At 62.7% G+C, this 24,799-nt stretch carries 22 protein-coding genes and 1 tRNA gene; 6 read left to right on the forward strand and 17 right to left on the reverse strand.

The window, feature by feature from the left end:
* Nucleotides 1-344: 344 nt before the first annotated feature.
* From IVB22_RS29725 to IVB22_RS29740, 4 genes are all read right to left on the reverse strand, one after another.
* Nucleotides 345-416: transfer RNA gene (locus IVB22_RS29725), tRNA-OTHER, on the reverse strand.
* Nucleotides 417-709: 293 nt separating this feature from the next.
* Complete coding sequence (locus tag IVB22_RS29730) at nucleotides 710-2,194, reverse strand: AMP nucleosidase (protein WP_247520718.1); 1,485 nt, start codon at nucleotides 2,192-2,194, stop codon at nucleotides 710-712.
* A 181-nt stretch (nucleotides 2,195-2,375) separates the two neighbouring features.
* Entirely contained in the window at nucleotides 2,376-3,551 is a 1,176-nt protein-coding gene (locus IVB22_RS29735) for a DUF2778 domain-containing protein (RefSeq protein WP_247520719.1), read from the reverse strand.
* 263 nt (nucleotides 3,552-3,814) lie between these two features.
* Complete coding sequence (locus tag IVB22_RS29740; RefSeq protein WP_247520720.1) at nucleotides 3,815-5,155, reverse strand: RtcB family protein; 1,341 nt, start codon at nucleotides 5,153-5,155, stop codon at nucleotides 3,815-3,817.
* Between the two features lie 63 nt (nucleotides 5,156-5,218).
* Here IVB22_RS29740 and IVB22_RS29745 point away from each other — a divergent pair, with 63 nt between their 5' ends.
* Entirely contained in the window at nucleotides 5,219-5,542 is a 324-nt protein-coding gene (locus IVB22_RS29745; protein WP_247520721.1) for a hypothetical protein, read from the forward strand.
* A 27-nt stretch (nucleotides 5,543-5,569) separates the two neighbouring features.
* Here the strand turns inward: IVB22_RS29745 and IVB22_RS29750 are convergent, their stop codons facing one another.
* Complete coding sequence (locus tag IVB22_RS29750) at nucleotides 5,570-6,265, reverse strand: DUF899 family protein (RefSeq protein ID WP_247520722.1); 696 nt, start codon at nucleotides 6,263-6,265, stop codon at nucleotides 5,570-5,572.
* Between the two features lie 287 nt (nucleotides 6,266-6,552).
* Between IVB22_RS29750 and IVB22_RS29755 the strand changes: the two genes are divergently transcribed.
* Together IVB22_RS29755 and IVB22_RS29760 are read left to right on the forward strand one after the other, a co-directional pair.
* Nucleotides 6,553-7,074 (forward strand): FecR domain-containing protein, encoded by a 522-nt coding sequence (locus IVB22_RS29755; protein ID WP_247520723.1) that lies wholly within the window; start codon nucleotides 6,553-6,555, stop codon nucleotides 7,072-7,074.
* Nucleotides 7,075-7,085: 11 nt separating this feature from the next.
* Complete coding sequence (locus IVB22_RS29760) at nucleotides 7,086-8,981, forward strand: CHASE2 domain-containing protein (protein WP_247520724.1); 1,896 nt, start codon at nucleotides 7,086-7,088, stop codon at nucleotides 8,979-8,981.
* A 13-nt stretch (nucleotides 8,982-8,994) separates the two neighbouring features.
* Here IVB22_RS29760 and IVB22_RS29765 read toward each other — a convergent pair whose 3' ends face one another.
* The 3 genes from IVB22_RS29765 to IVB22_RS29775 form a co-directional block, all read right to left on the reverse strand.
* Nucleotides 8,995-10,497: a glycosyltransferase family 39 protein gene (locus IVB22_RS29765; RefSeq protein WP_247520725.1), complete on the reverse strand. Its 1,503-nt coding sequence runs from the start codon at nucleotides 10,495-10,497 to the stop codon at nucleotides 8,995-8,997.
* Between the two features lie 7 nt (nucleotides 10,498-10,504).
* Complete coding sequence (locus IVB22_RS29770; RefSeq protein WP_247520962.1) at nucleotides 10,505-11,635, reverse strand: glycosyltransferase family 2 protein; 1,131 nt, start codon at nucleotides 11,633-11,635, stop codon at nucleotides 10,505-10,507.
* A gap of 324 nt (nucleotides 11,636-11,959) precedes the next feature.
* Nucleotides 11,960-12,157, reverse strand: a complete 198-nt coding sequence (locus tag IVB22_RS29775) for a hypothetical protein (protein WP_247520726.1) — start codon at nucleotides 12,155-12,157, stop codon at nucleotides 11,960-11,962.
* Between the two features lie 584 nt (nucleotides 12,158-12,741).
* Between IVB22_RS29775 and IVB22_RS42120 the strand changes: the two genes are divergently transcribed.
* The gene (locus tag IVB22_RS42120) at nucleotides 12,742-13,050 is read left to right on the forward strand and encodes a phasin family protein (protein ID WP_374207745.1); all 309 of its coding nucleotides are present in this window, start codon (nucleotides 12,742-12,744) and stop codon (nucleotides 13,048-13,050) included.
* Between the two features lie 83 nt (nucleotides 13,051-13,133).
* Here IVB22_RS42120 and IVB22_RS29785 read toward each other — a convergent pair whose 3' ends face one another.
* The 8 genes from IVB22_RS29785 to IVB22_RS29820 all read right to left on the reverse strand — a co-directional run bounded on the left by IVB22_RS29785 (nucleotide 13,134) and on the right by IVB22_RS29820 (nucleotide 22,045).
* Nucleotides 13,134-13,274 carry a hypothetical protein gene (locus IVB22_RS29785; protein WP_247520728.1) on the reverse strand — a complete coding sequence of 47 codons (141 nt, stop codon included), beginning with the start codon at nucleotides 13,272-13,274 and terminating at the stop codon, nucleotides 13,134-13,136.
* A 31-nt stretch (nucleotides 13,275-13,305) separates the two neighbouring features.
* The gene (locus IVB22_RS29790; protein ID WP_247520729.1) at nucleotides 13,306-14,814 is read right to left on the reverse strand and encodes a SulP family inorganic anion transporter; all 1,509 of its coding nucleotides are present in this window, start codon (nucleotides 14,812-14,814) and stop codon (nucleotides 13,306-13,308) included.
* A 54-nt stretch (nucleotides 14,815-14,868) separates the two neighbouring features.
* Nucleotides 14,869-15,744, reverse strand: coding sequence for a formylglycine-generating enzyme family protein (locus tag IVB22_RS29795; protein WP_247520730.1), 876 nt, complete (start codon nucleotides 15,742-15,744; stop codon nucleotides 14,869-14,871).
* Nucleotides 15,745-15,878: 134 nt separating this feature from the next.
* Nucleotides 15,879-17,246 carry an arylsulfatase gene (locus tag IVB22_RS29800; protein ID WP_247520731.1) on the reverse strand — a complete coding sequence of 456 codons (1,368 nt, stop codon included), beginning with the start codon at nucleotides 17,244-17,246 and terminating at the stop codon, nucleotides 15,879-15,881.
* A gap of 125 nt (nucleotides 17,247-17,371) precedes the next feature.
* Entirely contained in the window at nucleotides 17,372-18,244 is an 873-nt protein-coding gene (locus tag IVB22_RS29805; protein ID WP_247520732.1) for an ABC transporter ATP-binding protein, read from the reverse strand.
* Nucleotides 18,245-18,246: 2 nt separating this feature from the next.
* A complete protein-coding gene (locus IVB22_RS29810) occupies nucleotides 18,247-19,254 on the reverse strand; it encodes an ABC transporter permease (protein ID WP_247520733.1) in 1,008 nt (335 codons plus the stop codon).
* 17 nt (nucleotides 19,255-19,271) lie between these two features.
* On the reverse strand, nucleotides 19,272-20,708 hold the full coding sequence (locus IVB22_RS29815; protein ID WP_247520734.1) for an ABC transporter substrate-binding protein: 1,437 nt from the start codon (nucleotides 20,706-20,708) through the stop codon (nucleotides 19,272-19,274).
* Nucleotides 20,709-21,241: 533 nt separating this feature from the next.
* The gene (locus tag IVB22_RS29820; RefSeq protein WP_247520735.1) at nucleotides 21,242-22,045 is read right to left on the reverse strand and encodes a Crp/Fnr family transcriptional regulator; all 804 of its coding nucleotides are present in this window, start codon (nucleotides 22,043-22,045) and stop codon (nucleotides 21,242-21,244) included.
* A 303-nt stretch (nucleotides 22,046-22,348) separates the two neighbouring features.
* On the opposite strand from IVB22_RS29820, the gene IVB22_RS29825 reads away from it, so the two are divergent.
* Entirely contained in the window at nucleotides 22,349-23,173 is an 825-nt protein-coding gene (locus tag IVB22_RS29825) for a DUF72 domain-containing protein (RefSeq protein ID WP_247520736.1), read from the forward strand.
* A 3-nt stretch (nucleotides 23,174-23,176) separates the two neighbouring features.
* Here the strand turns inward: IVB22_RS29825 and IVB22_RS29830 are convergent, their stop codons facing one another.
* Nucleotides 23,177-24,169, reverse strand: a complete 993-nt coding sequence (locus IVB22_RS29830) for a tripartite tricarboxylate transporter substrate binding protein (RefSeq protein ID WP_247520737.1) — start codon at nucleotides 24,167-24,169, stop codon at nucleotides 23,177-23,179.
* A 114-nt stretch (nucleotides 24,170-24,283) separates the two neighbouring features.
* On the opposite strand from IVB22_RS29830, the gene IVB22_RS29835 reads away from it, so the two are divergent.
* A complete protein-coding gene (locus tag IVB22_RS29835; RefSeq protein ID WP_247520738.1) occupies nucleotides 24,284-24,748 on the forward strand; it encodes a DUF488 family protein in 465 nt (154 codons plus the stop codon).
* Nucleotides 24,749-24,799 lie beyond the last annotated feature (51 nt).

Here is a 24,799-nt window from a genome sequence, read left to right on the forward strand (position 1 = left end):
AGGACGTGGGGACGCGGACGACGCTTCCTGAAAGCTCGGCGGGCCAGGTTTGAGCTTGCGCGATGGCGGGCGCACGCGCTCGATCGCTCGACGAGTGTCGAGCGGTCAAGCGTTGCCACCCGGCATCAACGCAAGCGGTATCCACCGCGGCGCAAAGCCGGTCTCACAGTGTCTAGGTTCGGACGAAAAGCCTTGCGGCAATACGGCCGGACTGCGACTGAAGCGCGCGTCCGGTCCCCTTCAATGGGAATCAGCTTTTTAGGCTGAACCGGAGCGGAGCGGGATTCGAACCCACGACCCGATGATTATGATTCATCTGCTCTACCCAACTGAGCTATCCTTTGTGGTGCCATAGACCGGAATCGAACCGGCGACCTTCGGGTCACCCCGACGCTCTACCGCTGAGCTACTATCGCGTCTTCACCTGGCGGAACACGAAACCGGAGACCGGCCCGCGCCAGTCGGGGTCACAACGAGCCCGAACACATGGCCAAGCGAAGGAGCGGGTCAATAGACGAAACATCTTTCAGTTGCAAGAGCGCTGAAGGGATTTTTTCAAGATCGAGCAGACGCTGTGTCGTCATCGTCACAGCGTTGACCACTTCGTAGCTTCGTAGGGTGGGCAAGGAGCGTCAGCGACATGCCCACCATCCATCGTCGAGCGCGCTTCGAAATGGTGGGCACGCTGTCGCTTTGCCCACCCTACGGACTACTGAAATGCGACTTCGGCAAAGCTTCTGAGCTTGCGCGAATGCAGACGCTCGGATTCCTGGTGCTTGAGCCGTTCGAGCGCCTTCAGGCCGATCTCGAGATGTTGACCGACCCGTCGCCGGTAGAATTCGCTGGCCATGCCGGCGAGCTTGATTTCGCCGTGCAGCGGCTTGTCGGAGACGCACAGCAGGGTGCCGTAGGGGACGCGGAAGCGATAGCCGTTGGCGGCAATCGCCGCGGACTCCATGTCGAGCGCGACAGCTCGGGATTGCGACAGCCGTCGTATGACCGACGGGCCACTGATTTCCCAATTGCGATTGTCGACGCTTGCGACCGTTCCGGTGCGCATCACCCGTTTGAGCTCGAAGCCGGTCAGCCCGGTAACCTCGCCGACCGCTTCCTCGAGCGCGACCTGCATTTCGGCCAGCGCCGGGATCGGCACCCAGAGCGGCAGCTCATGATCGAGCACGTGATCCTCGCGGACGTAACCATGCGCGAGTACGTAGTCGCCGAGCCGCTGCGTATTTCTGAGTCCCGCGCAATGCCCCACCATCAACCAGGCGTGCGGCCGCAGCACCGCGACGTGGTCGGTGACGTTCCGCGCATTGGACGGACCGGTGCCGATGTTGATCAGGGTAATGCCGCGATCGCCCGGCTCGACGAGATGAAAGGCAGGCATCTGTGGCGCGCGCTCAGGCGTAATCCCGGTCGTGCCACCGCCAAGCCGCGCATTGCGCGTGATCGCATTCCCGGGCGCAACAAAGGCATCGGGGCCTGTTTCGCCCGATGCGAGGCGGTGCTGGCACAGTTGCACGAAGGCATCGACATAGAACTGGTAGTTCGTGAAGATCACGTAATTCTGGAAATGCTCAGGATCGGTGCCGGTGTAGTGATAGAGACGGCGCAGTGAGTAGTCGACGCGCGCGGCACGGAACAGGGACAGGGGTTCGGGTGCTCCAGGGGGCAGCTCAAACGTGCCGTCGGCGATCGCATCGTCCATGGCGGCAAGATCGGGCGTATCGAACACGTCGCGCAGCGTTCGCGTAAAGGCCGAGCTGTCGGCAATAGTCAGCGCCGCCTCGATGTTGATGTCCCGCCGATAGGCGAAATGAATCGGAATAGGCTCGTTCGACTCGCCGATTTCAACTGGCACGCCGTGGTTCTTGACCAACAGCTCGATTTGCTCGGTGAGGTAGTTGCGGAAAATGTCCGGGCGCGTCACGCTGGTCTCGTGTACGCCCGGCCCCGCGACAAAGCCGTAAGCGAGACGCGAATCGAGCCGCGCATGGGTTGCGGTCGTCATCCGCACAAACGGATAACAGGCGCGCACGCGCGTCGTGAACGCCCCGCCATTGACATAGGCTTCAAAGCGATCGCGAAGGAACCGGGTATTGCGCTCGTAGATCTCTTCGAGACGGGCAACAGCCGCACCGGCATCGACGAATGCTTCGGTCGCGAAGGGCGGTGGAGTTTCGACGAGCATTGCGGAACACATGTCGCTTCGCGCCAGATTGGTTGTCGAGCGGAGACTCACTCTGGATCAGCAAATATAACCACAATCGAGTCTCGTTCCAGACACGTCTGGGGTTTGTGTTCAGAAGTACCCCGTCGTCCCGGCTTGACCCGGGACCCATAACCACAAATGCCTATTGTTCCGCGACGCGCTACTGGATCTTCGCCAGCACCGCGAGGCGGCGGATGCCCTTGTTCTTGTAGGCGTCGAGGAATGCGTAGTAGTCCTTGAACGAGACGCAGCCGTTGGACTGGCCGCTCGGCCCGAGCATGTAGCTGTGCGCGAGCAGCCCGTCGCGGCCGTAGATCTTTTCCTCGCCGCCGATCGGCGTCAGCCGCAGCGCCGGCACGCCGTGAAACAGCGCCTCGCGCGGCTTCATTTCGTAGATGTGCGGCGGCGTCACGCCCTGCATCCGCACATGCGAATAGCGCACGTCGTCCATCTTGGAGCCGAGCCCCGAATGCGCCTCCAGCCTGGTACCGTCGGGCAAATACACCGTCTTGGCGGCGATATCGTAGACCGCGGTCTGGCGGTCATAGGGCGGCGAGCCGCCCATCATCGGGTTCTGGCTTCGTGTATCGATGATACTGCCGGTGACGCTGGCGTCGGCGGATGCGTAAGCCAGGAACCCGCCAGCTGCCGGCTGCTTGCCCCACAGCTTTTCCACCATGGTCTGCTTCTCGTTTGAAGCAATCGACATCACGGCGGCCTTGGCGCGCTGCGCCATGTCGCGAACGGAAGAGCCGGAGGATACCTTCGCGGTCTTGTCCTCCGCAGTCTTGGCTTCGATCTCCTTCGGCGGCGTGGCCGGAACGTTCAAGGCGAGCTTGGTAGCCGGGGTGGAAACTTTCGGCTTCGGCGTCTCCGCGGGCTTCGACGCCTGAACGGCCTTCGGCGCTTCGGCCGGCGGCGAAGCTTCCGCCAGCTTTGTCGCTTCGACCGGTTGGGGCTCGAAAGCTCTGGATGGCTGGCCTTGCGCCGCCGCTGCGGCGAACCGTTCGGTGAACATCAGCGAAGACGCGACGTTCTCCGGCGCAGGCATCACCAGCGGCCGTTGCTCCAGCGATGCGAATATTTCGTTGAAAGCCGGCCGCACCGGATGGGCAGCGACGGTAGTCGGGTTCTTGACGGCGGGCGCCTCGAAGGCGGCGCTGTTCACGGATGGATAGACGCTGGCGCCGAGCACGTTGGTGTAAACGGTCCACGCGCAGCCCAGCACGAGGCCCGCGAGCGCGACACCGCCGAGAAAACGTTGGGAGATACCCTTGCGAGAGGATTTCCTGCGGTTGTGGGCCGCAGGGCCGAACGCACGCGTACGCTTACTCATTCACACAACGCCCAGGACAATTACCACCAAGACCCCCTTTGATGCCGCGTCCGGAGACGTTCCCTGCAGCATCTCGCAGAGGCACAGAGCGTCATTAAGGCGACTTTTAGTTAAATCCGGATTAAACGCGGGCGGATGTAAGGCGGGCCCAAATCCATGGAACTATTGGAGAAATTACCGCCGTAATGCTGCAGGGATCGGTCCCAAACAGGGACATTCGGCGTGAGCCACGCCGGATGTCCCATATTGGGCCAAGTTCGGCCTCAATCCTTGAACGGGTCGAACTCATTCTCGCCAGCCATCGCCACCGCGAACGGACGCAGCGTGTGCTGCACCCTGATCGAACCGGCGTGTTCGGCCAGCACCTCCGGCAGCCGGCGATAGGCCATCGGACTTTCATCGAGGTCGGCGCCTACCAGCGTCACGCCACGCGATTGCAGCCACGCGTCCATCTCGGCCCGCGTGAACCGCCGCTTGGCCTCCTTGCGGCCAAACAAACGGCCCGCGCCGTGCACCGTCGAGTAGAGCGAAGCCTTCGCCTCCTCGCTGTCGACGCCTTCAACGATGACCGCATCGTCGCCCATCGATCCGCCGATGAAGCCACGCTGGCCGGGAAATGCCGGCGTCGCGCCCTTGCGCACCACCCACAAATCCCTGCCGCCATGGTTCTCCCGCCACGCGTAATTGTGGTGGTTGTGAACCATGTCGGTGACCTCGCCGCCGATGATCCTGCGCACGCGATCGATCACCCATTCGCGGCCGGCATAGGAGTAGCGCCCGGCGAGTTGCATCGCCGCGATGTAGCGCCGCCCGATCTCGCTGTCCTCGTCGATGACAGCGGGCGGCACGTTCATGCCGTCCTTGCCGCCCGCAGCCTTGAGGTAGCGGGTCGCGCTGGTATGTCCGAGGCCGCGGCTGCCGAAATGCACGCCGATCCAGACAAAGCCCGCCTCGTCGCGCAACAGGTCGACATAATGGTTGCCCGATCCGACGGTGCCGAGTTGCGAGACCGCCTTCTGCCGGTAGGCACCCATGTCGGATTCACGCCACGCATCGGCGTCGTCGAACAGTTCATGCTCGACCCGCTCGTCGTTGGTGCGTCCGACGCCGAACGAGATGACGTTGTGCACGTCCTTGATGATCGTACCGACGTTGCCTTCGATCTGGCTGAACGGCGTGTCGAGGCGTACGGCCATGTTGCCGCAACCGATGTCGAAGCCGACACCGGAGATGCTGATCTGCTTCTCATAGGCGATCACGCCGCCGACCGGCTGCGCATAGCCGAGATGCCCGTCCGCGCAAATCACCCCGGCGACCGCGTTGCCGACCGACATGCAATTGCGCATCTGCGCGATCGTCGAGTCATCGTGCTTGCCGAAGACCCTGAGCGGGCTGTTCTGGTATTGCGCGACCTGCGGCTTGAGCGCGATATCAGCGGCAACGGCCTGCGCTTCCCGCGCAAGTTTCTCCTTGCGCGCGGCATCGCGAAACAGGCACCACGTCGGCATCGGCCGCTGGCCGGGCCGATCGATCTTCGCATCGGGGTCAAGCCCGGCTTCAACGGCCAAAGCCCTGGCCCGCTCCTGGTAGGGATCGGATCGCATTGGATCCTCCTTCACTGCAATATACCTCGTTCCGAAGGCCCTTCGGGACTCCGGCAGAATCCCATGTCAGTCGCGACACAGGCCGGTTCGGTTTGCAGGCAGGGAGTTGAGGGGATGCATTTAGCCGCGAAGGGCATCGTGCGGATCATTTCTCTCTGCCTGGACGGCAGAGGGAAGACCCGCCGCCGTCTTACGCTGCTGGTTCGCTTTGCGAAATCGGTGCTCTCGTTGGATACACGCCAACCGAACACGCCAAAGCGCGACCATGCCGGACGACCGGCTGGCCTGCATAACGTGAAACATTGGTGTCTATACGAAGCATCGTCTTTCCCAGAGATCGGCGAGAAGCGCGCGATCACATACAGCAATTCCAGGATTTGTAAATAGAGCCGGCAACGTCCACTTGTGCCGCCGCTAGTAACTCAGGCGCGGATACCAATCCCTGCCGCGTCCTTCCGGCGTGGTGTCGAGAATGGTCCACAGCGGATCGATGTCGGGCGCGCCGCGCGGATCCTGTCCGGGATCGGCGGTCGATGGCCCCATTTCGCCGGACCAGAAATGGCGGATGCTGCCGTCGCGGCGCGTGAACACGTTGTAGCCGGGCATGTCCGCATCTGCGGCGCTGACGTAATCGCGCGTGTAGTCGCCCGATGCATCCGAAGAGATCCGGTGCCGCGTCCAGCCGCGCGCCTTCTTCGCCGCGATCAGCCGCGCGATCGGCGAGCGCGCCACGAAGACGAACGCGATGCGCTGTTCGACATCGGGCAGCTTCGCCTCCCAGGTACTCATGAAGGACGTGCACATCGGGCACGGCTGCTCGCGGGCCGGGCCGAACATGTAGCTGTAGATCACGAGCGTCGGCTTGTCGCCGAACAGGTCCGACAAGGTTGCCTTGCCGCCCTCGCCTTCGAATTCATAATTCTTCATCACCGCCCCTCCCGGCGGCAGCGCGCGGCGCAATTCGGCGACGCGTTCGATGTGACGGCGCAGTTCGATTTCTTCCGTCAGCAATTGCTCGCGGGCGCGGCGATATTCGGCGCTCTCGTTGGGAAAGCGCACGATGTTTCCGCGGGCGAGTTCGGCGGCGGGTTTCAGTGCGGAACCGGACATGGCGGACCTCGATTTTTGGTTTGCCCGCTACAAGACGTTCTGGGGCTCGCCAGGCCGACACCGGTAGGCAAAAAAAATCGACTAAAAACCACCGTTTTCGGTCGGCTTTGCCGATCTGCCGGATCGCTATGCCGATTTACCGGATCGGACCCATTCCGCCGAACCTTCACCCCCGCAGGCAGACATACTATCGCCGGTCCCATGCTTTTGCACTGAGGGCGGCACGTGATACGTTACCGTATCATCCCTGCTCCCTCTGCTCCAGATAGCCCGAAAGGGAAGCTGCCATGACAATGCTAGCACGCGCCGGATGTATTATTTTCTCAAGTCTCGTGCTGCTCGTTGGTGACGCTGCAGCGCAGCCGGCCAGACTGGGATGCACGTCCGCGCAAACAGCCCAGGGGATACAGACCCTGCGATGCGAGAAGGCGATCACGATCGTGTCCGAAAGCGGCGCGAAGTTCGAGCTCGGGGATCGCAACCGCGACGGCCATGTCGATTCCGTCGAACTGAGCAACAAGGCCCTGCTGCTCGAAGTGCCGAAGAAGCCGGGCCGTACCTGGTTCAACGTGGTGACGCCGCAGGCGATTGCCGCGGTGCGCGGCACCAAATGGGCGGTAGATGCCGAGGGAGGAAAGACCTCCATCTTTGTCGTCGACGGCCGCGTGAGCGTTGCGCGCCGCACCGGTCCCGGCCGCGTCGTACTCGGCGCCGGCGACGGTGTCGATGTCGAGGGATCTGGCGAGCTGATCGTGAAACGCTGGCCGCCCGCGCGCGTTACGGCCCTGATGGCAAGACTGGGACAATAGAAATCAAGCGAATGAGCCATCGACGTCTTCCTATTCTGGCTGCGTTGCTCTGCACGGTATTGTGGGCAGGCGCGATATGGCTCGGCCATACCAGCGGCCATTTGCGGTTTCTCGACCGCCTCGAGTCGGCATTGACCGATATGCGAACGCTCGTGCGCGGCGTAAAGCCGCCGCCGGACCTCGTCACGATCGTTGCGATCGACGACACCATCGTCAAGCTCGCCGGCACCTATCCCCTGCCGCGCACGGAGATCGCCAGGATCGTCGAGGCGATCGCGCGGCTGGAGCCGAAGGTCATCGCGATCGATCTCCTGCTGGTCGACAAAGGGCCCGCCGACGGCGACGCGGCACTCGCGAAATCGCTGACGACGAGTCCGACCGTGCTTGCGGCAGCGGCGGTATTTTCCAACACCGTTCAGGCTTCCGCGGAGGACGATGGGCCGCTGGCACGCCTGCCGAAGGCCGATCGCTTCCTGCTGCCGCTGCCGGCATTTGCCGACCGCGCGGAAGTCGGCATCGCCAATGTCACGACGCGCCAGACCGGCACGCCGCTCTCGGTCCCGATGCTGTTCCGGACGCGCGACAGAATCGAATTGTCGTTTCCGCTTCGCGTCGCGTCCGTCGCGATCGGCCAGAAGCTGACGATCGAGCCCGACCGCCTGCTGTTCGGCGAGCGGCCGATCGCGACTGCTTCCGATTATGCGCTGCCGATTTCCTACTACGGCCCGCGCCAGACCATTCGCACCGTCAGCGCCGCAAATCTGATCGACGGCCAGATCGACAAGGAAGCCATCCAGGGCCGGATCGTCGTGCTCGGCGCGACCGCGACCGGCGCCGGCGACTTCTTTCCGACGCCGTTCGATTCATTGATGCCGGGTGTAGAAATCATTTCCACCGCGATTACGCATCTGGTCGCAGGAGACAGCGTCGTGCGCGACCGGTCGGTTCGTATCGTCGAGGCCGTCACGACGATCCTGCTCCCGGTGCTGCTGGTCGGCTTGCTGGCCTGGCGACGAAATGCAATCGGTCTCTTGACGGTCAGCGCGGTGGCGCTGGCGTGGTTGGCTGCGAATGCGATTGCTTTCGCGCACGGCATATGGCTCGACGCCGCAACCACCATTGCCGCTGCTGCACCGCCGATCATCCTGTTCGGCACATTGCAATTGTGGTCGGGCCGGAGTAGCGCACAGCATCTCGCCGCGCAGAACAAGCTGCTCGAACAATTCCAGACGCCGGGCCTGCAGCAATGGCTCACGCGCGATCCCGACTTCCTGCTGGCGCCGGTCAGGCAGAATGCCGCCGTCGTGTTCGTCGACCTGTCCGGATTTACCTCGCTCAGCGAAACGCTCGATCCCGACGCCACGAGGGGGCTATTGAAGGAGTTTCACGCCCTGGTCGACAAGGAAGTGACGCATTGCGGCGGCATGATCACGAGCTTCCTCGGCGATGGCGCCATGATCCTGTTCGGCCTGCCGGAGGCAGCGCCGGATGACGCTGCGCGCTCGGCGCAATGTTCGATCGCGCTCTGCGTCAAGACCGAACGCTGGATCGAGGCGTTGCCGCCTGCAATCGCTCATCGCATCGGCTTCAAGATCGGCGCGCATTTCGGGCCGATCGTCGCTTCCCGGCTCGGCGGCCGAAACCATCAGCACATCACCGCAACCGGCGACACCGTGAACATCGCGAGCCGTCTGATGGAAGTGGCGGCCCGTCACGATGTCCGTTTGGCGCTGAGCGATACGTTGCGCATCGCGGCGGAGCGCATCGGCGCCCGGCTGAAAACCGGCAGCCTTGCCGGCCCTGTCGAGACGCAGATTCGCGGCCGATCAGGCACGCTCACGGTCTGGCTGTGGCGGGGCGAACATCCCACGATGGATCAACGCACGCATCCCGACGCCGCGGAGTGACCGGCCGCGCGCTCTATCGCGCTTCCGGCGGCGGCGAGCGCTCGAGCACTTCGACTTTGGGGCCGTCCAGCAGATCGAGCGCATAGGTCTCGATTAGCAGCGGGCCGCGCTTGCGCTGGACCTCCCCGACCCGTTCGACACGGGCAAACCTGTCCTTCAGATAGGGCGCATCGCCGAGCCGCGCCTCATATACATATAGCAATTTGCCGGCGAGCTGTGCCGCATCAGGTTCGGGCAAGTTGATCCAACGGATGCGCTGGCCGTGCTGCACGACGCAGGTGCCCTTCGGCAGATGGAAGGCGAGCCATGCGGTGGTGCCGTAATCCGGCGCAAGCACGCATGTTGCGCCGATGCGCGCCCTCACCGCCTCAATTCCATCAGCCGTTTCGCGCCAGCCAATGCCGACGCTGCGCACGGTGGCATCGCGGCGATAGCCCGACAGCGCGCCGGTGTCGGCCTGCACGACCAGCAGTACGAACATCAGGACGCCGCCCGGCAACGCCCAGCGCCGGCAGAAGTCGACCAGGCGCTGCCAGCGAGGCTCCCATTCGACCAGATGCGCGGCGACGGCGGCAGCAATCGCAAACGCCGGATAGACCGGCGCAAACCAGTTGGCCTCGACGCGGGCATGGAGCGAGTGCCAGACGAAATAGGCGACGATGACCCAGAACATCATGTTGACGAGCACGCGCGCCGGCAGCGCGCCGGCGCGTCGGCGGAACAGCGCGTACAGCCCCATCGCGCCGAGGATCCACACCAGCGGCGTCGCGAACGCAATCTGCGTCGGGATCAGTTCGGCGATGTAGACTGGATGGAAATCCTCGATCCTCGCCCGCCCCATCTGCTTGATGAAGGAAACCCAGTGGTGCCCGGCGTTCCAGAGAATGACCGGCGCAAACAGAACTAGCGCCACGAGCCCACCGAGATAAAGCCACGGCGAGATCAGCCAATGCCGCAGCTTGGGAACGGCGACCAGCCAGATCAGGATCGCCGGCCCGAAGAACAGCGCGGTGTATTTCGACAGCAGCGCGCAACCGGCGGCGGCGCCGACCGCCAGCCACCACACGCCGTGACCGGTCTGCAGCACCTTGGCCAACGCAAACAGCAGGAGGCTGGAAGCCACCAGGAGCGGCGCGTCCGGCGTGACGATCATGGTGCCGACCGCGGCCATCAGCGTGACGTTCAGAAGGATCGCCGACGACGCAGCCACACGCCGGCTGCCGAACAGGATGGCGGCGGCCTGATAGATCGCCCAGCTCATCGGCAGCGCCAGCAGGATCGAGACCAGCCGTACGCCGAACTCGGTATCGCCTGCGATCAGCGTGCCGAGCCGGATCACCACCGCGACCATCGGCGGATGATCGTAGTAGCCGCCAGCAAGATGCTTCGACCACATCCAATAGTAGGCTTCGTCGAAGGTGATCGGCGTGAACGCCGCGGCGATCAGGCGCAGCGCAACGAGCCCCAGGATCGCCAGACCCGTATTGAGCGCAACCCGAGCCTCGTTCGAATTCATTTTCCGGTCATCGCTTGCGCCAGACGAACAGTCCGGACATCGCGTAGTTCCAGACCACGCCCATCAGCGCGCCGGCAAGCCCTGCGAGCCACCAGATCGGTTCCTGATCGAAGACCGCGAACGCGACGCCGACATTGGCGAGCAGTCCGACGCCGCAGACGAGATAGAACAGCAACAGGCCGCGCAGGATTGCAAATCCCTTGAGCCGCTGGTCGCGATAGGTGAGAAAATTGTTCAGGATGAAGTTGCTGGTCATCGCAGTCAGCGCACCGGCGGCCTGCGCCTCCGCAAACGGCTCCTTGAAGATTTCGAGCGCGATGAACAGCGTCACGAGATGCACGACAAGGCCGGTGCCCCCGACCATTGCGAACAACAGGAAACGCAGCGAGACCACGTCGTGCGTCAGCTTGGCCAGCACCAGGCCGAGGAAATCCAGCGCCACCATGGAATCGAGTTTGCTCTCGCCGTGCTGGCGCGAGCCGAACGTGTAGGGAATTTCGATGGTGCGCAGCTTGCCCTGCGCGGTCGCTATGATGTCGAGCAGGATCTTGAAGCCCTGGGTCGAGAGCTGCGGCGCCAATTGCTCGAAGCGATCGCGGCGGATCATGAAGAAGCCGCTCATGGGATCGGCGACCTCGACCTTCAGGGTGCGCCTGGCGACCTCGGTTGCAAGCTGACTGGCCCCTGCCCGCTGCTTGTTGAAACTGTCGGCGCTGCCGCCTTCGACATAGCGGCTGCCGACCACGAGTTCCGCTTCGCCGCTCCGCAGCAGCGCGACCATCTTCGGCAGTTGCGTTTCGTCGTGCTGCAGATCGGCGTCGATCACTGCCGCATAGGGGCCGCTCGAGGCCAAAATGCCCTCGATGCATGCACCCGACAGTCCGCGGCGTCCGACCCGGCGGATACAGCGGACGCGGGAATCCTTCCGCGCCAGCGCCCGAACCACTTCCCAGGTCCCGTCAGGGGAATTGTCATCGACAAAGACCACTTCCCAGGAAATGCCTGACAGCGTGGCCTCCAGCCGCCGGTACAGCACGGTGACGTTGTCGCGCTCGTTGAAGGTCGGCACAACGACCGAAAGCTCAGGCAAACCGGCCTGCGACGGGGTTTCGGGGCCCGGTTTGATGGCGTCATTCATGATCGCCAGCGTATATCCGCCGCCGCCCGACATGCCAAGGCGAGCTTCAGGAACGAGGTGACCGGACGGTGAAAACGGGGCGAAACCGCCCCGGTGTCCGCCTAGCGCGGGCTACTCGGTAGCCGCCGCCGGATCGGATCCGCGCCCTGCTTCGCTTGAAAATGCTCTGAAAATGCCAACGACCACGAACAGAGGGCGCGCGTACATCCGGCGCAGCCAAACTATTCATGGTCGTCCCAGCGCCGGAGCTTTGAAGCGTCAACGTCGCCGTTGAATACCAGATAGGAATGCCCGGGGCATTCCGCAAGGGGCGGTCCCGCGCCCCTAGTTCGGCACTTCCCGAATCACCGGCCCGCGCGGGGCTGGCGCCGCCGGAACCGGCTGAAGCGGCGCGGGTTGCTGGATGCTCGCCGGCTTGGCGGGCTTTCCGAACTGGCCGATCGGCCCATAGGCGATTGCAACCACCATCACGATCGATGCGACGATGGCTCCCAAAAGACCGGCGACTGACTGCGAATTCATACTCAACGATCCCCTACGCCTGACCGGGAACTGATATCACGGAAAAAGCTTATGGAGGAATAGTCCCGGCGTCAGCCCCATCGACAAATCGGGTCGCCGACGCCGCCCTCCAAAATCTCACCACGCGAGCGCCGCGTAACGGACAAGCAAGAACCGCGATTACATCGCAAACAAGGCAGAGTCTCGACCTTCGGGTTGACAGGGATTAGGGGAAGAAGATGTCGCATACAGAACAGGGCAAACCGGCCGGGAAATCCGGACGGCGCAAGGGCAAGGGCGAGCGGGGCAAGAAAGCCGCTCCTCAAGAGAGCCCGACCAAGAGCCCTACCGTGAGCCCGGCGCCGGTTGAATTGCAAAGCCCGGATCAGGATCAACCACCGCGACCGGAACCGGTTCACGCGGAGAGCCCGAAGGTCGATCAGCCGGCCATCGACGAACCCGTCGATGCCGTTGCCGCGTCGCCCGAGCTGCAGCCCACCGCGGCGCCCTCGCCGGCCGAGCCCGCACCAGTCGAGGCTGCGCCCGCCGAGGCCGCATCGATCCAGCCCGCAGCAGTAGAGGCCGCGCCCGCCGAGGCCGCGTCGATCCAGCACGCGCCAGTCGAGTCCGCAGCGGAGACTGCGCCGGTAAGCCTGCAGACCATCGCCAATGCCTATCGCGACTACACAAGGAAATCGATCGAGGAGTTCGGATCGTTTGTCGAACAGCTCAGCGGCGTTCGCTCGCTCGACAAGGCGATGACGGTTCAGAGCGAATTCGTGAAGCGGGCTTACGAGACCTCGGTCGCCGAGTCGCAGAAGATCTGCGAACTCCACAACCGTCTTGCCAGGCAAACCCTCGACCCGTTCAAGGGGTTGACGGGCAAGACGCCAGCGACGCACGGAAAGTCCTGAAGTGAACGCGAAGCCGGTTTGGCGCCGATTGGTCGAATCAAGAGGCTTCGGTTTTCCGGAGCCTTTTTTGTTGAGGATCACGCCTATGAGCCGGCGCCCTGGCGATGGCTGCGTTTCGAGGCCGGTCCGGCCCCGCGCATGTAGTGCCGCTCCGGCCGGTAGCGGCCGGCCCAGGCGCGCACGATCTTGCTGGTGAGGGTCGATATCCATTGGGTGATGGCCATCGAATAGTCCTTTCGTCCTGCAATACGAAATTCACGCGCCTAGCTGTCCGGTCAGCCGCTCGTGAAACGAGGAACTGCGCTGGTCGAGCCCGGTGAAGGTGACGGCGGCGCCGTGGTCGCGGTATTTGGTTTCGATCGAATCCAGCGCCGCGACGCTCGACGCATCCCAGATCTGGGAATGGGTGAGATCGATCAGGACGCGCTTGGGATCTTCGCCGTAAGAGAAGCGCTCGACGAGATCGTTGCTGGAACCGAAGAACAGCGGCCCGTGAACACTGTATCGGACTGACTGGCCGTCCTGGCTCACGGTCCGCTCAGCGCGAATGACATGCGCGACCCGCCGTGCGAACAGGATCATCGCGAGCACCACGCCGACGGCGATACCGATCGCGAGATTGCCGGTGACGACCGTTACCGCCACAGTCGTCACCATGACTAGCGTTTCCGGGATCGGCATGCGCTTGAGCGTCGCCAGCCTGACGCTGTGCCAGTCGATCGTCTTGAGCGCAGCGATCATCATGACGGCGGCCAGCGCGACCATCGGTATCTGCGCCATGAGGTTGCTGAGCGCCGTCACCAGCACCAGCAGCACGATGGCTGCAACTGCGGTCGATATGCGGGTGCGGCCCTGCCCGATCTTCACGTTGACGACGGTCTGGGCGATCATCGCGCATCCGCCGATGCCGCCATAAAACCCGGCGGCGATGTTGGCCACCCCGAGCGACCAGGATTCCTTGCCCTTGTGCGACCGCGTGTCGGTCAGGTCGTCGACCAGCTTGGCCGTCAGCAGAGTTTCCAGCAGACCGACAAAGGCGACGCTGATCGCGGTCGGCCAGATGATGCGCAGCGTGTTGAGATCGAGGGGAACGGCAAACGCAGTGATGCCCGGCAGGCCAGGCGCCATCGTGCCCTCGCCGCCGACATTAGGAACCGTGAGGTGCCCCAGGATCACGATCGACGTCACCACGATGATGGCGACGAGCGGCGCCGGCACGGCGGTAGTGATGCGCGGCATGACGAGGACGATGGCAATCGTCAATGCGAACAAGGGATAGACGAGCCAGGGAACGTTGAAAATGTGCGGCACCTGCGCGGCGAAGATGAGGATCCCGAGCGCATTGACGAAGCCGATCATTACCGAACGCGGGATGAAGCGCGTCAACCGCGCCAGCCCGGCAAGGCCGAACACGATCTGAATAATACCGGCGAGGACGATGGTCGGCAGGATGTAGCCGACCCCATGCAGCTTCACCATCGGTCCGATCACCAGCGCGATCGAACCGGCAGCCGCGGTGACCATGGCCGGCCGGCCGCCGAGAACGGACATCACGAGGCAAAGCACGATCGAGGCGACCAGCGCCACCTTGGGATCGACGCCCGAGACGAACGAAAACGAAATCACCTCGGGGATCAGCGCCAGCGCCGTGATCACACCGGCCAGCGATTCACGAACAAAAAGGTTCGGGGCGCGAAGCACCGCTGATATCGACGGCGAGTCTTCGAATTCTGATTGGCTAACGGTGGGGTTCGCGACTTGCATGAGATCTATCCAAAAGATGTTGACGGCTTGTTCGAGTCCGGCGGCTGATTCTCGTCAGCCCGGCGGTTTACGCACGACGCAGCGGAAGCCGATGTGACAGGTGGAAGAATCGACCGTTTCGCCCTGACGGGCCGACGGCCGGTAACGCAGGCAGTAATTGGGAGCGCAGAGATGCGAGCCGCCCTTCACCACGCGGCGCGTCGATCGGTCATCGCCGGCGCTCGGATGACAGCAGGATTGCGGCGGCTGATCCGGCACGGCATCGTAAGGGCTCGACGTCCATTCCCAGACGTTGCCGACCATGTCGAACAGGCCGTAGCCATTGGCCGGAAACGCGTCGACCGGCGAGGTGCCCTCGTATCCGTCGTCGTTCAGGTTCTCGTGGGGAAAAAGGCCCTGCCAGGTGTTGGCGAGAAACCGTCCTTCGGGATTGGCGGCATCGCCCCAGGGATAGGCCTTGCCTTCAAGACCGCCGCGCGCGGCGAACTCCCATTCCGCTTCGGTCGGCAACTCCTTGCCGCACCATGCCGCATAGGCGAGTGCGTCCTCATGGGCCACGTGCACGACCGGGTGATCGTCGCGGCCGGCGAGCGAACTCCCCGGCCCTTCTGGATGCCGCCAGTCCGCGCCGGGCCGATATTCCCACCAGGCGAGATTGTTGCGCAGGCTGACTGGGCGATCGGGCTTAACGAACACCAGCGAACCCGGCACCAGTAGCGCAGGGTCGGCGTCGGGATACATCGCCGGATTAGGCGGGCGTTCGGAATAGGTGACGTACCCGGTCGCGTCGACGAACTTGCGAAACTCGGCATTGGTGACGGGATAGATGTCGATCCAGAAACCCTCGACGAAGGCAGGACGGACCGGGCGTTCTTCCCGATAGAAGCTGTTGGAGCCCATCAGGAAGCTGCCGCCCGGAATCCAGCTCATGGAGTCACGGTTGACCCCGTCGGGCACCAGGCCCGCCTTGGTTTGGCCAGGGAGAGGGCAGCAGCCCTCTCCCTGGCGATTGTCGGCTGCACCATGCGCGATCGTTTCCGCTCCCGTCGGTGCAGTCATCACATTCAGGCCTTGGCGTGTTGCTTGGGCACGAAATCGAGCGCGGCGCCGGGCGGAATCAGCTCCTCCTTCTTGGCGCTCTCCTCGAAATCCCTGATAATGCGTTGGGCGTGCTGCATCACCCACCAGCGCACGTAACGCTGGTTGACGGCATCGCGCTCCTTCGGGTCTTCCTTCAGATGCGTGATGCGGGCGAAGCCGAGCGCCAGTTCCGGATCGTGGAAATGCTGCTGCCGCTTGAAGTTGATCTTGAAGTCCTTCCACTTCACGGCGTGCAGTTCGTCCTTGAGCCAGACGATACAGGACTCGCGGTTGGAGGTTTCCTGCTTGCCGAGGAAGAACGGGCTCTGGTCGACACCGTCGATCAGCCGGTCGGCGGGCGCCTTGCAGCCGGTCATCGACAGCAGCGTCGTGAACATGTCGGTGACATGAACCATCTCGTTGCTTTCGATGCCTGCGGGAATGCGATTCGGCCAGCGGATCAGGAGTGGCGTGCGGATGCCGCCTTCCGCCGAGCTGAAGTAGGAGCCGTCGAAGAAACCGCCGGTGCCACGGCCGGCGAGATGGTCCTCGGCGCCGTTGTCGCCGCACATCACGACGATGGTGTTGTCGGCAACGCCGAGTTCGTCGAGCTTGTCGAGCAGCACGCCGAAGTCATGGTCGAGCATCAATAGGCAGTCGCCCCAATCGCCGTTGGTGCTCTTGCCGACGAATTCGTCGCGCGGGCTCATCGGGAAGTGCATCAGCGAGTGGTTGAAGTAGCAGTAGAACGGCTTGTCCGCCTTGACGGATTTTTCCATGAACTTGATGGCGCGCTTCTGGTACTCGAGGTCGCAGGTCTTCTTGGTCTCCATGGTGAGCTGCTCATCCTTGAGCGGCCATGCACCCTTGCCCTTGACGCCTTCATGCATGTGCGAGAAGCCGTCGCGCTCCGCCACGTAGTGCGGATCGGTCAGCCACATGCACTCGTCATAGGTGCGCAACGGGCCGTACCATTCGTCGAAACCGTGATCGGTCGGAAAGCGTCCGTCCTCGGCGCCGATGTGCCACTTGCCGTAGATCGAGGTCGCGTAGCCGGCTTCCGACAGGATCGAGCCGATGGTGCGCTCCCACTTGACGATGCCGCCGCCATTGCCGCCGAGCGCGATGGTGTGGTTGCCCGAGCGGATCGGGAAACGACCGGTCATCAGCGCCGAGCGGGTCGGCGTGCACTGCGGCTCGACGACATAATGCGTCAGCTTGACGCCTTGCTTGGAGAAAGCGTCCATGCGCTTGGTATCGGCGCCGCGCAGAATGCCGCCGCCGTAACAGCCGAGTTCGCCCATGCCGAGATTATCGACGTGGAAAAAAAGTATATTTGGTTTCGTTGCCATTGAATTCTCCGATCTGTGACGCAGGCGCAGGTCGTCGTTGACGCGCGCGCTCTTCGCGTCTCTCCTTGGTTGATGTCTTTGATTGGTGTTTTCGCGCCTGTACGGCCGCGACGTTCAAGCGTGTTCTAGAAGATTTCGCCTACTCCTTTCGGTCCCACTTTCATTCCGAAGCCTGAAAGGCCTCGATCCTTGATCTCGGGAGCCATGGCAGCCAGCGACTCTTCGCGGATCAGCCCCTTGAGCTCCTGCACCAGGTTCATGAATTCCGGCGTGTCGGTCATCTCGGCCCTGCGTGGACGCGGCAACGGCACCTTGATTTCCGCCTTGATGCGGCCCGGCCGCGCGGTCATCACGTAGATGCGGTCGGAGAGAAAAATCGATTCTTCGATATCGTGGGTGATGAACAGCACCGAGATCCGGAACTGCTGCCAGATGTTGGTGAGGATTTCCTGCATGACGACGCGCGTCTGCGTGTCGAGCGCGCCGAACGGCTCGTCCATCAAGAGAACCTGCGGGCTGGTCGCCAGCGCGCGGACGATGCCGATGCGCTGCTTCATGCCACCGGAGAGCTGGTCCGGATAATGGTTCTCGAACGAAAGCAGGCCTGCGAGATCGAGCAGCGCCCGCGCGGTGGTGTTGCGCTTGCTCTGTTCGACGCCCGCCATCTTCAGGCCGAACTCGACGTTCTTGCGAACCGACAGCCACGGGAACAGCGAGTATTGCTGGAACACCACCCCGCGGTCCGAACCGGGCTTGGTGATCGCCTTGCCATCGAGCAGCGCCTCGCCAAGCGTCGGCTTGACGAAGCCGGCGACGATGCTGAGCAAAGTCGACTTGCCGCAGCCGGAGGGTCCGATCAGCGAGACGAATTCGCCGGGCTGCACGTTGAGCGACACATTCTCGACTGCGACGACCTTGTTGTCGTTGGCGCCAAACGTGACGCCCATGTCACGCACGTCGATGAAGCCCTTGTTGGTTTCGGTATCTGTCATTGCCATCGTCATCGCCTGCCTCCGGGTGCGAATGCCAGCCATGGCATCAGGAGAACGCCGACCATCCTGATGATGCCGCTACAAGCCAGTCCGAGGAAACCGATGGTGATCATGCCGAGCACGATCGCGGGATAATCCACCAGCGAGTACGCCTCCCAGGTGAAGTAACCGACGCCGAACTGTCCCGAGATCATCTCGGCAGCGATCAGCGACACCCATGCCACGCCCATGCCGACGGCAAGGCCGGTGAAGATGTGCGGCAGCGAGCCGGGCAGGATCACGTTGAGGAACAGGCGAAACTCGCTTGCGCCAAGGCAGCGCGCCGCCCGGACCAATACGCCGTCCAGCGAATGAACGCCGTGAATGGTGTTGAGCAGGATGGGAAAAAAGGCACCGATGAAGGTGATGTAGACAATGCTGGCCTCGTTGTTCGGCCACAGCATGATCGACATCGGAACCCAGGCGATCGCAGGGATCGGCCGCAAGATCTCGATCACGGGCATAAACAGGTCGCGCACGCGCTGATATTTTCCGATCGCAAGCCCAAGCGGAACGCCGATGGCCATGGCGATGAAGAAGCCAAGCAGAATGCGCCGGACGCTGATGGCAATATTGAAGAGATACTTGTTCGAAAGCCCGACCTGGGTCAGCTGCTGATACACTTCATAGGGCGTCGGAACGTTCTTGAAGCGAATGTAGAACTCGAACCGGTACTTGGTTCCGAGGTACCAGAACAGAAACAGGGCCCCGATCGAGATGCAGGCAAGCGCAGCGGTGATGAGCCGTTCGCGGGTGATCTGCGCCAACAGGCTCCGTAACACCTTGGTCAGCGAAACCGTCGGAACGGGCTCCGACGCCGGTACAGGAAGCTCCGAACTAGTGACCGGCGCAGACGCGTTGGCCACAGTTTCCACAGCGGAAATTTCCGCTGCGGAAGATTTCGCGGCGACAGCCGCCGGCTCGGGATCGGAGTGCTTCTCGATCATCGGGAGCGCTACGATTTTCGCACTTGCCATGCTTCCCATCAGTCCACCTATTGCCCGACATTGATGGCGCTGAGCACCTCGGCATAAGTCGCCAGCTTGGCGCCGTTCTTGGCGGCATAGGCTTCCGCATCCTTCTTGAGGAGGAACGGCACGACGTCCGGCTTCTTCGGGTCCTGGCCACCGACGGAATAGAACGCGGCGTCGGCGAAGACCTTGATGCCGAGCTGGTGATCGACGAGATAGACAGCGTTGAACTTCTTGCCCTCACTGCCGAGCTTCTTCACGCCAAGCAGCGTGCAGACCGGCGAGCTGAACGGCACGATGTCGCCGCCCTGGATCCAGATCTCGCCGGTCTTCTTGGGATCGTTGACCGGCGCGTTACAGATCGGATCGGTACCAGTGACATTGTAGGTATCGAACGAGGCAAGCTGCTTGTCGTAGTCGAGCCCCTTCTCTTTGAAGGCCTGCCGAACATATTTGTCGTTGACCCAGGCGCCGATATTGAGCTCCTTGATCATGTTCAGCTTCTGCAGGATCGCGTAATTGTTTCCAACAGACTCGACCCACTGCGGCTTGATGGTCGCATCGAGCGTGTGCACGCCGCCGGGGCCCAGGAAGATGTAGATCACTTCCTTATTGATCTTGGTCCACTCCTCGATCTTCTCGGCTGCGAACTTGGGATTCTTCCGCATCCAGTCGTTCGCCTCCATCAATGCGTTGATGTAGGCCACCACGATCTCCGGGTATTTCTCGCCAAAATCCTTGCGCACGACCACGCCATGGAATGTCGGAGTCTTGGTTTCGGCGCCGTCATAAATCTTGCGGGCGAAGCCCTTGAACGGCAGCAGCTCCGCAAACGGCACGAAGTCACCGTGCGCGTCGATGCGCTTTTCCTGCAGATTGGTGGTGCCGACTTCCGGCGACTGCGACACCAGGTTCCAGAAATCGGGCGGCAGTCCGCGCTTCTGCAGCGACGTCAGCATCATGCCATGCGCGGCCGAGCCGAACGGCACCGATACGTTCTTGCCCTTGAGGTCGCCCAGTTCGTAGAACGGCGAGTCCTTGTGGACGACGATGCCGTTGCCGCCACCCACCGCATTGTAGGCGATGATGGCGACGAGCTGCGTTTCGTTCTTGGTGGCCTGCCCTGTGGCGCCGTTCACCATCAGCGGATAGTCGCCCATCATGCCGATCTGGATGTTGTTGGCCATCATCCCGTTGGTGATCGGCGGGCCCGATGTCGCGTTCTGCCAGCTCAGCTTGTACTGAAAGTCCTTGTACTTGCCGGTCTTCGGCAGGTGCTTCTCGAGAAGCCCGAGCTCCTTCAGAACGACACCGCCGGTCACCGTGTTGGTGGTGGTGTTTTGCGTGCCGATTCCAATTTCGAGGGTCTCTGCGCCTGCGGTCGCAGGCGCAAACCCGACGGTTGCGGCGACGAGCAAGGGAAGGAAGCCAGAGAGTTTAGACGCAGGGCCGACGCGCATTAGACAAATCCTTTCGAACTGAACTGTGCTGGATTTTGTGCAATGCCCACGTGGAGAGCCCCGGCCGCAACGGACTGTGACGGGGTTGCTCGGCGGTGAGCAGGCTGACTGGCTTGACGAGGGTAATGGTGCAAGCGATATGCCACGGGACCCGTGCCGACGACCTGCGGCGGGTTCGGTTCGCGATGGCCCGGTCCGCGAACAACGTGGCTAAAGAAGGAAGTTGACGTCATTTGCCGTGAACTCGCTTGCTTCCATCCTGGACGTCGAAACGTCCGGTAAGCGAACTCTGAACGGCTGCCTTTGAATCCGAAACGACGAACGCTTCGAACCAGCAACGTATTGCGAAGAAATATCCGGATGCTCAATAAATGGACAGAAATGCTGTCTCGGTTGGCCTGTCGGATGAGCTTCCTGATTACAATTTAATCACCCAATCCCGTCCGAAGACCCGCGCCACAGCATGGTATCGGCCTGAGATCGAGCGGTTTACGGCGCTTGTGCGATACGGTCTTGCCGGCCGCCGCCGATCATCATGCTTCGTCGGAAGCCGCGGCCTTGGCGAGCTTTCCATCGCGGATTTCGCTCAGTATGTCGGCGTTCTTGATGACGAGATTGGAGCCGTGTGCGCTCAGGATTCCAAGCTCAGTAAACCGCTTGAGGCTGACGGTAACAGACTGGCGCGTCACGCCCGTCATATGCGCGAGATCGGCGTGCGTGAATGACGCGGCGATCAAGATGCCATGATGCTCGTCGACGCCGTACAAATTCATCAGATGCAGCAGGAGCTGCGCGAGCCGCTCGGTGGGCGAGCGCGTCCCGAGCATTTGCGCCAGCGCGGAATAGCATTGCCCCTTGAAGCTGAGGCCCTCGATGATACCGATAGCGAGCGCTGGGATCGTCATCACCATCCGCCGCAGTACATCGCCCGGCAAATGCAGCACCGTGCTGTTGACCGCTGCGATGCCCGACCAGACGTGCAGGCCCTGCTTGAAGACTTCCGGGCCGCCGACGAAATTGCCGGAGTGCCAATAGGCTAGCGTGATCTCTCGGCCCGACGGCGCGGTGTAGAACACCTTGATGCGTCCGCTTTCGATCAGGAAGATGCCGTCTTGCGGACTGCCCTGGCTGAACAGCTGCGCGCCGCGGTAGAGCACCCGGCGCTTGCCGGAGCCCAGCACATGCGCGATTTCAGTTTCCGTCAGTCCGCTGAACAAGTACGGCGGCCCGTTGCGCTGGGTCCCGCCATCGGTCATCAGCAACGCGCCGAACTGCGCCGGCGCGCCGGCCTTGCCCGGAGCCGAGGCCGGTTGCGGTGGATGATGCTTGCCGATCATGGGTCCGCTCGAAGCCAAACTAAATCCCTAACCTGCGTCGATACAGACGGAGAGCATCAGGCTCGACTGCCAGACCCTCTGGCCGGCATCGGCCTGCGATGCCGCATGCTTTGCAATTGGCGCGCCAAGTGCCATGTTCATTGTCCGTCGAAGGAACTTCCGTGTCCATATCCCGGGCTGTCACACTTCGCCGCTATCCCGCGTTTCCGGAAGGTTGTCGCCCACTGCGACAAACTGGCCAATCAGGGCCGATTTGGTTAACATCCACCAGATCCTCCTCCCTCCGTTCCGACGAGTCCTCCCGTGAGCAAGCCTTCGAAATCGACCGCAAGAAATAGCGGCAACATCTTTATCGGCATCGGCGGCTGGACCTTCGAGCCGTGGCGCGGAGTGTTTTATCCTGAAAAGCTCACGCAGGCGAAGGAGCTGTCCTACGCCGCGTCGAAACTGACCTCGATCGAAATCAATGGCACCTATTACGGCTCGCAAAAGCCGGAGAGTTTTCGCAAATGGGCGCGCGAGGTGCCGGACGGCTTCGTGTTCTCGTTGAAGGGCCCGCGCTTCGCGACCAATCGTCGAGTGCTGGCGGAAGCCGGCGATTCCGTGAAACGCTTCTACGATTCCGGCGTGCTGGAGCTCGGCGACCGGCTCGGTCCGGTGCTGTGGCAGTTCGCGCCGACCAAAAAATTCGACGAGGCCGATTTCGGCAAGTTCCTCGAACTGCTGCCGCGCAAACTCGAGGGACGCGCGCTACGGCACGTGGTCGAGGTGCGGCACGACAGTTTCTGCGTGCCTGACTTCATCGCATTGCTGCGCCAATTCGAGACGCCGGTCGTGTTCGCCGAGCACGGCAAATATCCGGCGATCGCCGACGTGGTCAGCGACTTCGTCTATGCGCGGCTGCAGAAGGGCAATGACGAGCTCAAGACCTGCTATCCGCCGAAGCAGCTCGACGCCTGGGCCAAGCGCTTTCAGGCCTGGGCCGGCGGCGGTGAGCCCGACGATCTGCCGCGCGTCGATGCCACGAAGCCCGCGAAGACGCCGCGCGACGTGTTCGCCTATGTCATCCACGAGGGCAAGGTGCGCGCGCCGGCGGGCGCAATGGAGCTGATCGAGCGCGTGAAGTAACTCCTAATCCAGCTTGATGCCGGCCTCGCGGATCAGCTTGGTCCAGCTTTCGTATTCGGAGGCGATGAAGGCGTCGAGCTTGTCGTCAGGCAGATCCCACACCTCCCCGCCGCTCTTCTCAAAACGCTCCTTCAGGTCGGGCAGCGAGGCGCGGATGTCGCGGCGCAGCTTTGCGATGACGTCCGGCGGCGTCTTTGCGGGTGCGAATATCCCGAGCCAGGAATCGACGTCGAGGCCGGATACGCCGGCTTCCGACATCGTCGGCACGTCGGGCGCCAGCGGGCTGCGCTTCGATGACAGCAGCGCAATGCCCTTCGCCTGCCCGGACTGCACGTAAGGGAGCCCGGCGGCGTTCGAATCGAAAAACAGGTCGATGCGGCCGGCGAGCAGATCGGTGAAGGCCGGCGGTGAACCCTTGTAGGGCACTTCCAGGAATTTCACGCCCGCGGCTTTCATGAAGGCGGCGGCCACCAGATGCTGGCCGGTGCCGACGCCGGCTGTCGCGACGGAGATCGAGCCCGGGTTGGCCTTTGCGGCGGCGACGATGTCCGCCAGCTTGCCATGCGGCAAATCCTTGCGGCCGACCATCACGTAACCGAACTTGTAGATCAGTGCGACCGGCACGAAATCCTTGCGCGGATCGTAGGCGAGCTTCGAATACAGCGCCGAATTGAACGCCATGTTGGAGAGCCCGCCGACCACCAGCGTGTAGCCATCCGGCTCGCTCTGGCTGGCCGCCTGCGTGCCGACCACGGTGCCGGCGCCCGGCTTGTTCTCGACCACGAAGGCCTGCCCCATCCGCTTCGACAGCGCGTCCGCAAGCTGCCGCCCGACCAGATCGTAACTGCCGCCGGGGCCGATCGGGACGATGATTTTCACCGGGCGGTCGGGATAGCTGGTCTGGGCGTGCGCTGCGGCAACGCCGCAAAGCACGAGCGCGAGTGTTGTCAGCGAGCGGCTAATTCGGTTCATCTGTCCCCCAGCGAGAATGGCCATCGACTGGCTCTTTGGCAGGACTATGCGACACGCCGCTTCCGGCCGCAACGCGGATGTAGCAATCGATCGACCATTACCGTAGCCTTGCGCCAGCGACATAATGTCTGGATCGACATGGCCCGCAAGACCAAACGCCTCTTCACCATCGGCTATGAGCACACGCCGGCGAAGGCGGTGCTCGATGAACTCGAAGCCGCAGGCGTCAAGCTGCTGGTGGACGTGCGCGCGGTCGCGTCCTCGCGGCGGCCGGGGTTCTCCAAGAATCAACTTGCGGCCGGCTTCGACGAGCGCGGTATTTCCTATCTGCACCTGAAGGGCCTCGGGACGCCGAAGAGTGGTCGCGAAGCGGCGCGCAGCGGGAAGTTCGGCCTGCTGCACAAAATCTATTCGGCACATCTGAAGACGGTGCAGGCCAAGGAGGAACTCGATGAGCTGTCGGCGCTGGTGAACAAATCCGGTCCGGTGTGCATTCTCTGTTATGAGCGCGACCACACCCAGTGCCACCGGCAATGGATCGCCGAGATCATCGAGGAGCGCGACGGCGTGAAGGTGGAGAATCTGGTGGCGCCGCAGGTGTAGAACCGTAGCCCGGATGGAGCGCAGCGCAATCCGGGAACGGTGCCGCAGGCG

The sequence above is a fragment of the Bradyrhizobium sp. 190 genome, from assembly GCF_023073415.1.
Lineage (GTDB): Bacteria > Pseudomonadota > Alphaproteobacteria > Rhizobiales > Xanthobacteraceae > Bradyrhizobium.

Bases quoted from the DNA above. Each gene is read 5' to 3' on its own strand.
- IVB22_RS29760 (WP_247520724.1), top strand. From the start codon at position 7,086: ATGAGCCATCGACGTCTTCCTATTCTGGCTGCGTTGCTCTGCACGGTA.
- IVB22_RS29765 (WP_247520725.1), bottom strand. From the start codon at position 10,497: ATGAATTCGAACGAGGCTCGGGTTGCGCTCAATACGGGTCTGGCGATC.
- IVB22_RS29800 (WP_247520731.1), bottom strand. From the start codon at position 17,246: ATGGCAACGAAACCAAATATACTTTTTTTCCACGTCGATAATCTCGGC.
- IVB22_RS29750 (WP_247520722.1), bottom strand. From the start codon at position 6,265: ATGTCCGGTTCCGCACTGAAACCCGCCGCCGAACTCGCCCGCGGAAAC.
- IVB22_RS29740 (WP_247520720.1), bottom strand. From the start codon at position 5,155: ATGCGATCCGATCCCTACCAGGAGCGGGCCAGGGCTTTGGCCGTTGAA.
- IVB22_RS29795 (WP_247520730.1), bottom strand. From the start codon at position 15,744: ATGAGCTGGATTCCGGGCGGCAGCTTCCTGATGGGCTCCAACAGCTTC.
- IVB22_RS29805 (WP_247520732.1), bottom strand. From the start codon at position 18,244: ATGGCAATGACAGATACCGAAACCAACAAGGGCTTCATCGACGTGCGT.
- IVB22_RS29835 (WP_247520738.1), top strand. From the start codon at position 24,284: ATGGCCCGCAAGACCAAACGCCTCTTCACCATCGGCTATGAGCACACG.
- IVB22_RS29785 (WP_247520728.1), bottom strand. From the start codon at position 13,274: ATGGCCATCACCCAATGGATATCGACCCTCACCAGCAAGATCGTGCGC.
- IVB22_RS29830 (WP_247520737.1), bottom strand. From the start codon at position 24,169: ATGGCCATTCTCGCTGGGGGACAGATGAACCGAATTAGCCGCTCGCTG.
- IVB22_RS29730 (WP_247520718.1), bottom strand. From the start codon at position 2,194: ATGCTCGTCGAAACTCCACCGCCCTTCGCGACCGAAGCATTCGTCGAT.
- IVB22_RS29820 (WP_247520735.1), bottom strand. From the start codon at position 22,045: ATGATCGGCAAGCATCATCCACCGCAACCGGCCTCGGCTCCGGGCAAG.
- IVB22_RS29770 (WP_247520962.1), bottom strand. From the start codon at position 11,635: ATGAATGACGCCATCAAACCGGGCCCCGAAACCCCGTCGCAGGCCGGT.
- IVB22_RS29790 (WP_247520729.1), bottom strand. From the start codon at position 14,814: ATGCAAGTCGCGAACCCCACCGTTAGCCAATCAGAATTCGAAGACTCG.
- IVB22_RS29810 (WP_247520733.1), bottom strand. From the start codon at position 19,254: ATGGCAAGTGCGAAAATCGTAGCGCTCCCGATGATCGAGAAGCACTCC.
- IVB22_RS29815 (WP_247520734.1), bottom strand. From the start codon at position 20,708: ATGCGCGTCGGCCCTGCGTCTAAACTCTCTGGCTTCCTTCCCTTGCTC.
- IVB22_RS29755 (WP_247520723.1), top strand. From the start codon at position 6,553: ATGACAATGCTAGCACGCGCCGGATGTATTATTTTCTCAAGTCTCGTG.
- IVB22_RS29735 (WP_247520719.1), bottom strand. From the start codon at position 3,551: ATGAGTAAGCGTACGCGTGCGTTCGGCCCTGCGGCCCACAACCGCAGG.
- IVB22_RS29775 (WP_247520726.1), bottom strand. From the start codon at position 12,157: ATGAATTCGCAGTCAGTCGCCGGTCTTTTGGGAGCCATCGTCGCATCG.
- IVB22_RS29745 (WP_247520721.1), top strand. From the start codon at position 5,219: ATGTCAGTCGCGACACAGGCCGGTTCGGTTTGCAGGCAGGGAGTTGAG.